We start from the raw sequence: 13390 nt of genomic DNA, 5'->3' as shown, positions 1-13390 counted from the left end.
CGCAAGTGCAAGCTCCTGTTCATCGCGCCGGCCCCACCATGGCCGGCGTTTCTTTTTCCGCGACGCCCCGGAGCGGGACGTCCCGTTCCATTCTGGAGAATCCCGATGGTCTCGCGTCTGCTGCCCGTGCTGATCACCCTGCTTGCCTTGCTGCCGGTCGCCACCCTTGCCGCACCGCCCGCATCGCCCCCGCTGGTCGAGGGGCAGGACTATGAAGTGATTCCGGACGGCAAGCCGTTCGCGCCCGCCAAGGGCAAGATCGAGGTCGTGGAGGTGTTCGGCTACACCTGCATCCACTGCGCGCACCTGGAACCCACGCTCGCCGCCTGGAAGAAGAAGCTGCCGCGCGATGTGCAGCTGACGCCGGTCCCGGCGGCCTTCGGTGGCTACTGGATTCCCTATGCACGCGCCTTCTACGCCGCGCAGCAGCTGGGCGTGCAGGAGCGCACCCACCAGGCGGTGTTCGACGCCCTGCACAAGACCGGCAACCTGCCCATCCAGAACGCATCTGCCGAGGAAATCGCCGGGTTCTATGCCAGCCAGGGCGTGGACCGCGCGAAGTTCCTGGCCGCCCTGCGCGGCCCGGTCGTCGACCAGCAACTGGCCAAGGCACAGGACTGGGTGGCCGCCGCTGGCGTGGAAGGCACGCCGACGATCATCGTCAACGGCAAGTACCGCGTCACCGGCGGCGGCAACTACAGCGACAGGCTGAAGATCGCCGACCGGCTCGTCGCCCGCGAACGCGGCCGCAAGTGACGATCCCGTCATGGCGGCCGTTGCGGGCGCCATGCAGAATGTGATGTCCCCGGCCCGGCCGGCACCTTTTTCCTCTGATCCATTGGAGCTCGCGCGATGAAATCCCGTCACGTCCTGATGCTGTCCCTGCTGCTGCCCGTGCTGGCGGCCTGTGGTCCGAAGCCGGCCACCGACACCACGCCGGCCGCCGAGGCGCCCGCCGCACCGGCGACCACGATCGATGCCACCACCGCGCCCGCCACCGACGCGCCGGCAGCTTCCGCCGATGCCGCGACCGCAGCGCCGGCCGACGGTGCCGACAGCACGGCGACCGCCAACACCAACCCCGTCCTGCCGCCGCAGGGTCCGCCGCCGGTCGCCGGCACGGACTACGTAGAGATCCCCAATGGCCAGCCGTACGCGCCGCTCAACGGCCAGATCGAAGTCGTCGAGGTATTCGGCTATGTCTGCCCGGCCTGCGCCCGCTTCGCCCCCGAAGTCTCGGCCTGGAAGAAGAAGCAGCCTGCCGACGTGCGCGTGACCTACGTGCCGGTGGTCTTCGGTCCCGTGTGGGCGCCCTACGGCAAGGCGTTCTACGCGGCCCAGGCCAAGGGCCTGGTCGACAAGACCCATGACGCGGTGTTCAGCGCCATCCACCTGCAGCGCTCGCTGCCGGGCGAAGGCAAGCCGCCGGCGGATCCGGCGCAGATCGCGCAGTGGTATGCCCAGTACGGCGTGGACGCGAAGGAGTTCGTGTCGCTGATGAACAGTTTCGGCACCAACTCGCAGGTCGCCCGCGGCATGCAGTTCGCCAAGAACGCCGGGGCGGAAAGCACCCCCACCATCATCGTCAACGGCAAGTACCGCGTGACCGGCGGCCAGACCTACGCCGACGTGCTGCGCATCGCCGACCACCTGGTCGCGATGGAACGCGCACGCCGCTGAACGCCACGGAAGCCCCCACTTCCATGATCGACGCTCCGGCCACGCGGCGGCTGCGGCTGCTCAGCGCCAACATCCAGGCCGGCTCCAGCACCCGCCGCTACAGCGACTATGTGACCCGCAGCTGGTCGCATGCGCTGCCGGCGGGCAACAAGCGCGGCAGCCTGGACCTGATCGCGCAGCTGGCCGGGGAGCACGACATCGTCGGCCTGCAGGAGGCCGATCCCGGCAGCCTGCGCTCGGGCTTCACCAACCAGACGCATTACCTGGCCGAGCGCGCGGGCTTCGATTACTGGACGCACCAGCCCAACCGCAATGTCGCGCGGGTCGCCGGCAGCGCCAACGGCCTGCTCAGCAAACTTGAACCGGTGGAAGTCACCGACCACAGCCTGCCCGGCCGCATCAGCGGCCGCGGCGTGCTGATGGCGCGCTTCGGCGAGGGTGACGAAGGGCTCACGGTCGCCGTCGCGCACCTGTCGCTGGGCGCCAACTCGCGCCGCTCGCAACTGGCCTTCATCGGCGAACTGCTGTCGGATCATCCGCACGCGGTGCTGATGGGCGACTTCAACTGCGTGCCCGACACGCCGGAAATGCAACTGCTCTACAAGCGCACCCGCCTGCGTCCTCCGGCATTCTGCGTGCCCACGTTCCCCAGTTGGCGCCCGCAGCGCGCCATTGACCACATCCTGGTCAGCGAAGGCCTGCGCACCGACAACGCACGCGCCATGCCCGCCGCGAATTCGGACCATCTTGCGCTGGCGATGGATATCGACGTGCCGGACATCGCGTTGCGCTGACACCTCGCGGTATGCCGGGGCCAAGGATCGCGGCGCCGTCGCGGCACGCCACATGAAGAAGCCGGCAGACGCCGGCTTCTTCGTACTGCAGACAATGCGATGTCTCAGAACCTCAGGTTGGCACGCACGTAGAAGAAGCGACCGCCGGGAATGTCGTAGGTCGAGGCTTCGTAGCCGTTGAGCGAGCACGATGTGCACACCGGCGGATCCTCGTCGAACACGTTGTTGACGCCACCGGTCAGCTGCAGCCCCTTGAACCATTCGAACTCATAGCCCAGTTGGAGGTCGTGGTAAGTCGTGGCGGCCAGCGTGTTGCGGGTCGGCGTGTCGCAGAACTCGGACGGATCCGCCGCCAGGCAGGCCTCCTCCATCTCGGACAGGTGGCGGATGCTCCACGCGGCATTCCAGTTGCCCAGCTTCCAGTCCAGCGTCGCGGTCGACGTCCACTCGGGGATCGCGGTGTCGTTGACGACGATGCCCGGGGCCTGTGGCTGCAACTGGCCACCCGCACCGCGGGCTTCGTAACGGGTCACGATGGTGTTCTGCCAGCTCAACTTGAAGCGGCCGATGGTGCTCTCCGGCAGCGTCCAGAACACGTCCGCATCCCAGCCATCCGTCTTGATCGAGCCGAGATTGATCAGGAAGTTGGCGAAGGTATCGATCTCGCCCGATGCCAGGCGGTTGATGCCGGTGCAGTACTGCGGATCCTGCGTGGTCGCACACAGATCCAGCTGTGTCTGCGCGTCGATGGCCTGGATGGCGCCTTCCAGGTTGTGCCGGTAGTACGTGACTTCAAAGTCCAGCTTGTCCGACCATGCCACGTCTTCCGCGAACGAAGGACTGAACACCAGTCCGGCACTGAAGCTGCGCGCGGTTTCCGGCTGCAGTTCCGGGTTGCCGCCGGTCAGCACCGGTATCTGCGGATCATTCTGCCGTGCGCCCACCGGCACGCCGGGGCATGCGACCGGCGCGACGGACCCGGCCGGTGCGCTTGGCGGTACCAGGCAAGGATCGACCAGCAAGGCATCGAAGCGGCTCTGCGAGCCGTACAGTTCACCGATCGACGGGGCGCGGAAGCCTTCCGCATACGTCGCGCGCAGCACCAGGTCCTCGGCCACCTGCCAGCGCAGGCCATACTTCGGCGTGAACTCGCCACCGAAGGTCGAGTAGTCCGAATAACGGCCAGCCAGGCTCAGGTCGAGTTTGCCCGCGCCATCCTGTTGCGCGTACAGCGGCACGTTCAATTCCACGTACGCTTCATTGACGTCGTACTCGCCGGATGTCGGCAGCGACGGCACGCCGTTGTACTCGCCGGCCACCGTCTGCGGATCCGGGTTGTAGCTGCCTTCGTACTTGCGGTACTCGACGCCTGCTGCGAACTCCACGTCCCCCGCCCACGCCGGGAACAGCGCGCCGCTCAGATTGGCGGTGACCTGGGTCAGCTTCTGTTCGCTGCGGTCGCGGAACAGGGGGCTGATGTAGGCAAGCATCGCGGGCGTGATGGTGTCGAAGCCGAAGATATCCAGCGGCGTGCACCCGTTCGTGGCTGCGCAGACCGCGGGATCGCCCAGGGCCGTGGCGATGTTGCGCGCGTTGTAGCTGCCGCGGTTGGTCTGGTCCGCTTCGTTCTTGCTGAAGGCCGCGTTGACGTCCCAGAAGAACTGGCGCTCGCCACCGAAGGAACCTTCGAGCCCGGCCGCGATGTACTGCGTATCGACCTCCTGCTCGAAAATGCGGGGACCACCTTCCAGCGGGCGGCGTCGGATGGTGCCGATGTTGCCGCCGGGCCCACCCACCAGGTCGAAGCCGAACGGGTTGTAGGGATGGTTGGCCGGTATGACCAGGTCGGCCGTGTAGCTGGTGCCCGCGCCAGGCCCGAGGTCGATCGGCTCCGGCGCGGCCTGGTTGGTGGATTCGCGGCGGTTGTACAGCGCCTTCGCATAGAAGTTCAGCTGCTCGGTGATCGAGAAGCGGTACTGGCCGAACACGCCCATGCGCTTGGATGGGGTGATGAGCAGGTTGTACGGCGCATAGTTGAAGGCATCGCGCCCGAAGTCGAAGCATTGGAATCCGTCTGTGCGCGCAACACCCGAATCGCAGTCCGGCAGGTTGGGCGTGTAGACCGGGTTGGTCTGTCCGGGCTTCACCGACAGGTCGTATTCGTTGCCGTTCGGATCCGTGAAGGCGTAGCGGCCACCGAGGATGCGCGAGCTGCCGCCCTGGATCGGGATCGAAGAGATGTAGCGGTCCGCCGAGCTGACTTCCTTCTGTTCGGTGTAGCTCAGGCTCAGGAACAGGTTGCTGCGCTCGGTGTCGAAGCCCCACGCGAAATCGGCACCGGTGATCTCGCCGTCACCCTTGTCGTACTGGCCGTAGTTGAGCGTGACCTGCCCTCCATCGAAGTTGCGCCGGGTGATGATGTTGACCACGCCGGCGATGGCATCGGAACCGTACAGCGACGACGCGCCGTCTTCGAGCACTTCGATGCGCTCCACCAGCGCCAGTGGAATGGTGTTGAGATCGACTGCCGCGGAAACACCGGAAGCGGAAGACTCGTTGACCCAGCGCATCCCGTCCACCAGCACCAGCACGCGCTTCGGACCCAGGTTGCGCAGGTCCACCTGTGCCGAGCCGGCGCCCACACCATCGCCATTGGGCGAGAAGCCGAAGTTGCCGGAGGAATTGAACTTGGTGTTGAGGGCGGAACCGGAACCGGTGAGTTCCTGCAGGATGTCGCCGATGGAGGTCAGGCCGGAGCGCTCGATGTCTTCGCGTGACAGCGTCTGCACCGGTACGCGGCCCTCCATCTCGGCACGCTTGATGCGGCTGCCGGTCACGGTGATCGTGTCCAGCGTGGTGGCCTCCTGGGCCAGGACGGTGGCGGGCAACGCGAGAAGCACTGCGAGTTGTATGGCCGAAGCCAGTTTGTGGCGGCGTGCGTTCATGGATTCTCTCTCCGGAAGGGATTGGGCCGCACGGCCGATGCCTAAAGCGGCTTGCCCATCGTTGTAAAGAATCGGTAAAACACCCACAACGGAAACAAGTCACCGTTTTGAAGAAGGTAACGGTGATTATCGGGATATAAACAGGTTTACCGCGAGTTTCTACACACGGCCGTCACGATGGTTAACAACTAAATGCGTGTAGAACGCGTCGCGATCAGCCGCTGGCGATGATCGCGATGCCCATCACCACCATGAAGACGGCGAACACACGCTTCAGCGCCTTGCCGCCAATGCGGTGCGCCAGTCGCGTGCCGTAGGGCGCGGCGAGGACGGAGGCGACAGCCACGCCGATGGCGGCCGGAAGATAGATGTAACCCACCGCATGCGCCGGCAATGCACCTGGCGGCGCGTGCAGCGCATAACCCGCGGCACTTGCGAGCCCGATGGCCACGCCGCAGGCACTGGACGTGCCGACCGCGCGCACCGGCTGCACGCCGCGCCACACCAGCAGCGGCACCGTCATGCTGCCGCCCCCGATACCGACCACCGCCGACACTGCCCCGATCGCGGTGCCCGCCACGCTCATGCCGGCACCGCGCGGGGCGGGTACGCCACGGCCTTCAGGGTGCGCGTTGCCGCCGAACAGCATCTGCGCACCTGCGATGAAGCAGTAGCCGGCCACCATCCAGCGCAGCACGTCGTCATCCAGGTACACCGCCAGACCGCTGCCAACCCAACCGCCCAGTAGCAGGCCCGGCACCATCCACGCCACCGTGGGCCACAACACGCTGCCGCGACGATGGTGCGCGTATGCGGACGACGTGGCCGTCAGCACGATGCTCGCCAATGAACTGGCGAGCGCGGCATGCATTGCGGCTTCTTTCGGAATGCCATGCAGCGGGAGTATCCACGCGAGTGCGGCCACCAGCACCAGGCCACCTCCGATGCCGAGCAGACCCGCGAGAATGCCGGCCAGCACGCCCAGCACAGGGAAAATCCAAACACCATCCAAGCATCACCTCGTCATCGCCTGTCTACAGGGAGGTTCAGCCGGCTTGGGTATAGTCGCCGGCATGATCCGCATCCCCCCTGTCATCGTACTCGCTGCCCTCGCGGGCCTGTGCATCGCGCCGGTATCGCGCGCGCAATCGCTCGATACCCAACGTCCTGTCGTCCGCGACGCGCTCGCCGCAGCGGAAGCCGGCCGCCTCGATGGCGCCACGTCATCCGCGCTCGTCCGTCACCCGCTGTACGGCTGGGTCGAGTTCGCCTCGCTGCGTCGCCAGATCGATGCAGTGTCGACACCGCAGGCGCAGGCCTTTCTGAAACGTCACGAAGGCCAGGCCGTGGCCGAACAGTTCCGTTCCCTGTGGCTGGCGGCGTTGGCGCGGCGCCAGGAGTGGCCCACCTTCCTCGCCGCGTGGAAGCCCACTGAAAACCTCTCCCTGCAGTGCTCGCACCTGCAGGCACGCCAGGCCACCGGCCGCACCGATGCCGCGTGGACGCAGCAGGCGCAGGCGATCTGGCGCAAGGGCGCGAAGTCGCTGCCCGATGGTTGCGAGCCGGTCTTCAACGTGCTCGCGAGCCAGGGCGGACTCACTCCCGCGCTGCGCTGGGAACGCATCGAGGCGGCGGCCGCGGAGCGCCAGACCGGCGTGATGCGCTCGGCTGCCCGGGGACTGCCCGCCGAGGAGGGCGCGCTGGCCGCCGACTACGCCGCCTTCATCGACGCCATCCATCCGCGCGCATTGAACTGGCCCAAGACCGAGCGCAGCCGGCGGATGGCCGCACATGGACTGGCCAGACTGGCCCAGAACGATCCCGACACCGCCGAGCGCCTGTTGCCGCAGTACGCCGATGCGTTGGGGATGGGCGAATCCGAACGCGGGCAGGTGCTGTACCAGGTCGCGCTGTGGACGGTCGCCTCCTACGGTCCGGATTCCGCGCGCCGGCTGGGCAACGTGCCCGAGTCCGCCTACGACGAACGCCTGCACGAATGGCGCGTGCGCGAGGCCCTGTCGCGCGGCGATTGGCCGGCCGCGCTGGCTGCGTTGAAGAAGATGCCGCCTGCACAGCGCGCGGATTCGCGCTGGCGTTATTTCGAAGCGCGCATGTCCGAGAAGACGGGTGACCGCGCCAGCGCGCAACGCCTGTTCCGGGAAACCGCCGCCAGCCCCACGTTCCATGGCTTCCTGGCGGCCGACCGCCTGGAGCAGCCCTACGCGCTGTGCGCCTGGATCCCGAATGATCCTGTCGCCGCAAAGCAGATGGTCGCGCGCGATCCGGCCATCGTCCGCGCGATGGAGCTGTGGCAACTGGAGCGGCCCGGCTGGGCGACCGCCGAGTGGAACGAGGCGCTGTCGCGCTTCGACGATACCCAGCGCCGCATCGCGGTGGAGGTGGCGCGCGACAACGGCTGGTTCGACCGTGCCGTGTTCTCGCTCGGCAGGCAGCCGGACGAGCAGCGCCTGTATACGCTTCGCTTCCCGTTGCACCACGACGACACCATCAAGCGCGAAGCGACGAAGCACAACATCGATCCGGCCTGGGTCGCGGCCGAGATCCGCGCCGAGAGCATCTTCAATCCGAAGGCGCGCTCCGGCGCCAACGCCATGGGGCTGATGCAGGTCCTGCCCGGCACGGGCGCCGGTGTTGCCAAGCGATGGAGCATCCCGTATGCGGGCGCGGCGAGCCTGTACGACGCCGACACCAACATCGCCATCGGCACCGCGTACCTGCGCGAGATGGAAGACAAGTATGGCGTCCCCTATGTCGCCATCGCCGCGTACAACGCCGGACCGGCACCGACCGCGCGCTGGCAGGCGCAGCGACCGGGCTTCGACCCCGACGTCTGGATCGAAACAATCAGCTACAAGGAAACCCGCGAGTACGTGGCGCGCGTGCTTGCCTTCAGCGTGATCTACGACTGGCGCCTCAACGGCAACGCCCTGCCAGTGACCGACCGCATGATGGGGCGCGTGCAGGCCAAGCGAAAGGCCTTCACCTGCCCGACGGCGCAGATGCCGAAGAGCTGAAGGCGGATGCGCTCCTTGCAGGAGCGACGTCAGTCGCGACCGCGCCCCCTGCACCCAGAGGTGCGCGGATGCTCCACTGCGAGTCAGGAGCAGTCGCTCTATCAGGCGTCACATCGTTCCGCTTTTCCGGTCGCGGCTCACGTCGCTCCTGCAGAGGTCAACAGCAGACGGCGAACGCACCAATCCGGCATCATGCCGGCATGAAGATCTATCTCGTCGGCGGCGCGGTGCGCGACCGGTTGCTTGGGCTGGCGCCCGGCGACCGCGACTGGGTCGTGGTCGGTGCCACCCAGGCGGCGATGGAAGCGCAGGGATTCAAGGCGGTCGGTCGCGACTTCCCGGTGTTCCTGCACCCCGACACGGGCGAGGAGTACGCGCTCGCGCGCACGGAACGCAAGAGCGGACGGGGCTACCGTGGCTTCGTGGTCGATGCCGATCCCTCCGTGACGCTGGAAGACGATCTGCAGCGGCGCGACTTCACCCTCAATGCCATCGCGCAGGATGCCGACGGAACGCTGATCGACCCGTACGGAGGTGCGCGTGACATCGACGCGCGCGTGCTGCGGCACGTGAGCCTGGCCTTCGTCGAAGATCCCCTGCGCGTGCTGCGTGCGGCGCGGTTCATGGCGCGCTTCGCATCGCTGGGTTTCACCATTGCACCGGAAACAATGGCGCTGATGCGCGAACTGGTCGCCAGTGGCGAGCTCGACGCGCTGGTGCCGGAACGGATGTGGCAGGAACTCCGGCGCGCGCTGGCATCGACGACGCCTTCTGCCTTCCTGTCCACGCTGCGCGCCTGCGGGGCGCTGGCCGTGGTGCTGCCCGAGGTGGATGCGCTGTACGGCGTTCCGCAGCGCGCGGAGTATCACCCGGAAGTGGACACGGGCGTGCACCAGGAGATGGTCAGCGACATGGCTGCGCGGCTCGCGCCCGGTGACGCGTGCATCGGGTTCGCTGCGCTGACCCACGACCTCGGCAAGGCGTTGACGCCGGCCGACATGCTGCCGAAGCACATCGGGCACGAGCACGCAGGTGTCAGGCCCGTGCTCGCCCTGTGCGAGCGCCTGAAGGTGCCAGCCGACTACCGCGAACTGGCGGTGATGGCGTGTCGCGAGCATCTCAACGTGCATCGCCTGGCCGAACTGCGCGATGCCACGGTCGTGGAGCTGCTCACCCGCTGCGATGCCTTCCGTCGTCCCGAGCGCATTCCCTGGTTGGCCACGGTCTGCGAGGCGGACAAACGCGGACGTGGCGACCATGCAGAGGCGGACTATCCGCAGGGCCGGGAACTGGTGCGCCTGCACCAGGCGGCCCGGCAGGTCAGTACCCGCGACGTGGCCTGTGACGGCATGACCGGCCCGCAGATCGGCGACGCCATCCGCGCCGCACGGGTGGCGGCCGTGCAGCAGGCCCGTCGGACGAACGGCTGATCCGCTCGCATCACATTTCACGCATGCCCGGGTATTGTCGCCTTCGCGGCACGGGAGCCGCATCACGCCATCCCACACTCGAGGGTCCGTCATGGAATGCACGCGCACCGTTCTGTACCTCTGCCTGGCCGGCGCCGGTCTGTGGGGCTCCGAAGCCCGGGCCGACGATGACTATGTCACCTGCGAAAGCCGCAACGACCGTTACCAGAGTTGCCCGATCTCCACGTCGGCCTACGTCACCCTGGACCGCCAGTTGTCCAGCACCTCGTGCGTCCAGGGCCGCAGTTGGGACTACAACCGCCGCGAGATCTGGGTGGATGACGGTTGCCGCGCGACCTTCCGCGTGCACACGAGTTCTTCAGGCCACCATGACGGCAACAAGGATGCCAAGGTGGCGGCCGGGGTCCTCATCGGCGCGGCCATCCTCGGCGCCATCGCCGCCAACGCGGACAAGAAGGACAACAAGTACGACGACGACCGTTACCAGGGGCCGCGGCATACGTCGTATGTCCCCGGCTGGATGATCGGCACGTTCGAAGGCTACAACCCGATGTACAACAGCGACGTGACCCTGACCATCGACTCCGATGGCCGCGCAAAAGCCCGTTCCGGTGGCCAGACGGTGAACGGCTGGATCAACGACGGCCGCCTCAACGTCGGCAACACCACGTTCGACATCGACCAGTCCCGCGACGGCCTGGTCACCTCGCAGGTGGGGGACCGGCACAACGAGGTGCGCTACCGCCGCGTTCGCTGAACGTCGGAAGCCCGTAGAGGGAGGACGCTTGGCGTCCTTCCCTCATGGTCACGGGACAGGCCGGCAGCTGAGCTTGTTGCCGAAGAAGTCCACGCTGGCTTCGCCCTGGTGTTCCCAGTACTCGATGCCGCTGCGGCCGTACTTGGCGCCGCTGGCTGCCGGTTGCGGGAACACGATGGCCTGGTCGTTGCCCCAGGTCATCACCGCCGCCGGCGGATCGAGGTCGTTGTAGAAGGTCATCGTGAACGGCTTGCTGTTGTCGTCGCAGCGGTATTCCACCGCCTTCGGTACCACCAGGCCGGGCGCTTGGATCGCCAGCTCGACCAGGCGGGTCCTGTAGGACTCCAGCACGCACAGGCGCGCATCGTCCGCCTTCCAGCATTCGTCGCGCCCCTTCACCCAGCCGCGCTGCACGGCGGGGTCGATGTCCTTGGCTTCCGCGTAGCGCGCGGCAAGCTGACGGTCGAGCGCGGCCAGTTCGGCGTCGGTGCAGACCAGCTTCTCCGCCTCGCTGCCAGCCTTGGCGCAATCGAACGAGGGCGGTGCCAGCACGGGAGTGGTCTCTGGGGCCGCCACGCTCGCGGCAGGAGCCGCCGTGGCGGCGGGCTCCGGGGTGGGCGCTGTAGCGGCAGGCGCGGGAGTTTCGGGCGAACAGGCTGCCAACAGGAACAGAGGGAGGCACAACAGGGGCGACTTCATCGGCGGTCTCCGGCACGGGGTGCGGCGCATGCTAGCGCCGATCGTGTGAAGGCGTGCCGTCAGCGCGAGAGGCGCAGCCGGCTGATCGTGCCGCGCCCCGGCGCCGACTGGATCGACAGCGTCCAGCCCAGGTGTTCGCACAGGCGTGCCAGCAGATCCAGTCCGATGCCGCCGCCTTCGCGACTCCCGCCGCGCGCCAGCTGTGCGTAGATGCGGCTGATGTCTTCCGGAGACATGCCGTGCCCGGGATCCTGCAGGGTGACGGTGGCATCGGCGTCGAGGCGGATGTGGATCTCGCCGCGGTCGCTGTTCTCGATGGCGTTGCGCAGCAGGTTGCCGATGGCCGCCTGGACGATGTGCAGGGGCGCGGACACCGTGCATGGCAGCAGTTCGTCGACCACGATGGAAAGATCCTTGCCCGCCAGCAGGTGGCGGTGGTCGTCGATGATGTCCGGCAGCAGTTCATGCAGCATCACCACTTCGTTGCTGCGCGACAACCGTGCCGGGTCCTTGGCGAGCGTCAGCAGCAGGGCGATCAGGCGCTCCACGTCGCGGGCCGTGCGATGGATGCGTTGCACCTGCTGGCGCGCCGGCGCTGGCAGGCCGGGTTGCTCCAGTGCCAGTTCGCTGGCGCCCGCCATGATGGCGATAGGCGTACGCAGTTCGTGGCTGGCGGTGTCGATGAAGGTGCGCTCGCGCTCGACGAAGTCATCCTGGCGGCGCAGGTAATCGTTCAGGGCGTTGGTGATGACATGCAGCTCGGAACTGGCGCCGTCCGCCACGACCACGCGCTGGCCGGCATGATCGGGAGAAAGCGCACCGATGTCGTTCGCGAGGTCGGACAGGGGACGCAGCGCAGTCCGCACGCCCCGGGCGACCATCACCCCTATGACTACCAGCGCGATGAACGCCAGACCCAGTGATCCCAGGAGCAGGGCGTCCTCGATGGTCTCGATCCCGGTGATGTCGCGCACGACGAAGTAGTCAACGCCCTGCACGCGCTGGACCAGCACCACGTTCTCGCGCCCGCCGAACCAGAAATCATCGTGCACGCCTTGCGGCAGCATCGACAGGCCGGGCGGGGGCTGGCGGCCCGGCACCCTGTAGAGCTGTATCGCGTCGGTGTCACGCCATTCGTGGCCCGGATCTGCGGCCTTCTGCTGGACGTAGTGCACGATCTCCTGCTGGAGCAGCAACTTCCAGACCCAGTCCTCCAGGAAGTCATCCGCGAAGACCAGGATGATGATGGCGGCCAGCAATACCGCGTAACCACCGAGCAGACGCCTGATTTTCGCATGCAGGCTACGGCGCTTTGCCATCGCGTCCCTCCGGATGGGTGACCGCCAGACGGTAGCCGGTGCGGGGCAGGGTCTGGATCAGCTTCACCGGGAACGGGCCATCCACGCTGCGGCGCAATTCGTAGATGTGCGAGCGGAGCATGTCGCCATCCGGCGGGTGGTCGCCCCACAGCGCATGTTCCAGCTGCTGCCGGGTGACGGCGGCAGGGCTGGCCTGCATCAGCGTTTCCAGCAGCTTGCGGCAGGCGGGATACAGATGCAGCACCTGCCCGGCGCGGGTAGCCTCCAGCGTGGCGAGGTCGAGTTTCAGGTCGTGCACTTCGAGCACCTTGCGCCGCTGCCGGCCGTGCATCCGCGCCATCAGCGCCTCGAGCCGCACTTCGAGTTCCGGCAGCGCGAACGGCTTGGTCAGGTAGTCGTCGGCGCCCGCGCGGAAACCGGCGATCTTGTCGGGCAGTTCGTCGCGCGCGGTCAGCATGATGACCGGCACGCTGGAGTCGTGCTCCTCGCGCAGGCGGCGCAGCACTTCCGGGCCCTCCAGGCGCGGCAGCATCCAGTCCAGCACGATGGCGTCGTAGACCTGGGTGCTGGCCAGGTGCAGGCCGGTCACGCCGTCGGGCGCCGCGTCCAGGGTGTGGCCGCGCGCCTCGAAGTAATCGAACAGGTTCGCCACCAGGTTCCGGTTGTCTTCGATGACCAGCAGCCGCATCGGCAAGGTCCGCGCCAGCAGGGGAAGGACCGGCAGCATCGCA

Annotated in this window: 11 protein-coding genes; 6 read left to right on the top strand and 5 right to left on the bottom strand. The window is 67.3% G+C overall.

What is annotated here, in order from left to right; translation table 11 throughout:
• The first annotated feature begins 99 nt into the window (after positions 1 to 99).
• From IB223_RS00710 to IB223_RS00700, 3 genes are all read left to right on the top strand, one after another.
• On the top strand, positions 100 to 756 hold the full coding sequence (locus IB223_RS00710) for a thiol:disulfide interchange protein DsbA/DsbL (RefSeq protein WP_343227161.1): 657 nt from the start codon (positions 100 to 102) through the stop codon (positions 754 to 756).
• A gap of 96 nt (positions 757 to 852) precedes the next feature.
• Positions 853 to 1680 carry a thiol:disulfide interchange protein DsbA/DsbL gene (locus tag IB223_RS00705; protein ID WP_192199789.1) on the top strand — a complete coding sequence of 276 codons (828 nt, stop codon included), beginning with the start codon at positions 853 to 855 and terminating at the stop codon, positions 1678 to 1680.
• A gap of 23 nt (positions 1681 to 1703) precedes the next feature.
• The gene (locus tag IB223_RS00700) at positions 1704 to 2474 is read left to right on the top strand and encodes an endonuclease/exonuclease/phosphatase family protein (RefSeq protein WP_192199788.1); all 771 of its coding nucleotides are present in this window, start codon (positions 1704 to 1706) and stop codon (positions 2472 to 2474) included.
• Positions 2475 to 2578: 104 nt separating this feature from the next.
• On the opposite strand, the gene IB223_RS00695 is transcribed toward IB223_RS00700, so the two are convergent.
• Both IB223_RS00695 and IB223_RS00690 read right to left on the bottom strand, forming a co-directional pair.
• A complete protein-coding gene (locus tag IB223_RS00695) occupies positions 2579 to 5419 on the bottom strand; it encodes a TonB-dependent receptor (protein ID WP_192199787.1) in 2841 nt (946 codons plus the stop codon).
• Positions 5420 to 5633: 214 nt separating this feature from the next.
• On the bottom strand, positions 5634 to 6431 hold the full coding sequence (locus IB223_RS00690) for a sulfite exporter TauE/SafE family protein (protein ID WP_192199786.1): 798 nt from the start codon (positions 6429 to 6431) through the stop codon (positions 5634 to 5636).
• 61 nt (positions 6432 to 6492) lie between these two features.
• Between IB223_RS00690 and IB223_RS00685 the strand changes: the two genes are divergently transcribed.
• The 3 genes from IB223_RS00685 to IB223_RS00675 all read left to right on the top strand — a co-directional run bounded on the left by IB223_RS00685 (position 6493) and on the right by IB223_RS00675 (position 10641).
• Positions 6493 to 8454 (top strand): transglycosylase SLT domain-containing protein, encoded by a 1962-nt coding sequence (locus IB223_RS00685; protein ID WP_192199785.1) that lies wholly within the window; start codon positions 6493 to 6495, stop codon positions 8452 to 8454.
• A gap of 200 nt (positions 8455 to 8654) precedes the next feature.
• Complete coding sequence (locus IB223_RS00680; protein ID WP_192199784.1) at positions 8655 to 9884, top strand: multifunctional CCA addition/repair protein; 1230 nt, start codon at positions 8655 to 8657, stop codon at positions 9882 to 9884.
• Between the two features lie 91 nt (positions 9885 to 9975).
• On the top strand, positions 9976 to 10641 hold the full coding sequence (locus IB223_RS00675) for a DUF3011 domain-containing protein (protein WP_192199783.1): 666 nt from the start codon (positions 9976 to 9978) through the stop codon (positions 10639 to 10641).
• Between the two features lie 48 nt (positions 10642 to 10689).
• Here the strand turns inward: IB223_RS00675 and IB223_RS00670 are convergent, their stop codons facing one another.
• From IB223_RS00670 to IB223_RS00660, 3 genes are read right to left on the bottom strand one after another with little or no spacing between them, the layout of a single operon-like run.
• On the bottom strand, positions 10690 to 11340 hold the full coding sequence (locus IB223_RS00670) for an MliC family protein (RefSeq protein ID WP_192199782.1): 651 nt from the start codon (positions 11338 to 11340) through the stop codon (positions 10690 to 10692).
• Positions 11341 to 11399: 59 nt separating this feature from the next.
• Entirely contained in the window at positions 11400 to 12659 is a 1260-nt protein-coding gene (locus IB223_RS00665; protein WP_192199781.1) for a HAMP domain-containing sensor histidine kinase, read from the bottom strand.
• Complete coding sequence (locus tag IB223_RS00660; RefSeq protein ID WP_192201188.1) at positions 12643 to 13347, bottom strand: response regulator transcription factor; 705 nt, start codon at positions 13345 to 13347, stop codon at positions 12643 to 12645. Before IB223_RS00660 ends, IB223_RS00665 begins: the two co-directional genes overlap by 17 nt.
• Positions 13348 to 13390: the final 43 nt, after the last annotated feature.

This window comes from Pseudoxanthomonas sp. PXM03, from assembly GCF_014852005.1.
GTDB lineage: Bacteria > Pseudomonadota > Gammaproteobacteria > Xanthomonadales > Xanthomonadaceae > Pseudoxanthomonas_A.
This window is presented reverse-complemented; position numbering and strand designations above follow the sequence as displayed.

Bases quoted from the DNA above. Each gene is read 5' to 3' on its own strand.
- IB223_RS00705 (WP_192199789.1), top strand. From the start codon at position 853: ATGAAATCCCGTCACGTCCTGATGCTGTCCCTGCTGCTGCCCGTGCTG.
- IB223_RS00700 (WP_192199788.1), top strand. From the start codon at position 1,704: ATGATCGACGCTCCGGCCACGCGGCGGCTGCGGCTGCTCAGCGCCAAC.
- IB223_RS00695 (WP_192199787.1), bottom strand. From the start codon at position 5,419: ATGAACGCACGCCGCCACAAACTGGCTTCGGCCATACAACTCGCAGTG.
- IB223_RS00685 (WP_192199785.1), top strand. From the start codon at position 6,493: ATGATCCGCATCCCCCCTGTCATCGTACTCGCTGCCCTCGCGGGCCTG.
- IB223_RS00680 (WP_192199784.1), top strand. From the start codon at position 8,655: ATGAAGATCTATCTCGTCGGCGGCGCGGTGCGCGACCGGTTGCTTGGG.
- IB223_RS00675 (WP_192199783.1), top strand. From the start codon at position 9,976: ATGGAATGCACGCGCACCGTTCTGTACCTCTGCCTGGCCGGCGCCGGT.
- IB223_RS00670 (WP_192199782.1), bottom strand. From the start codon at position 11,340: ATGAAGTCGCCCCTGTTGTGCCTCCCTCTGTTCCTGTTGGCAGCCTGT.
- IB223_RS00665 (WP_192199781.1), bottom strand. From the start codon at position 12,659: ATGGCAAAGCGCCGTAGCCTGCATGCGAAAATCAGGCGTCTGCTCGGT.
- IB223_RS00660 (WP_192201188.1), bottom strand. From the start codon at position 13,347: ATGCGGCTGCTGGTCATCGAAGACAACCGGAACCTGGTGGCGAACCTG.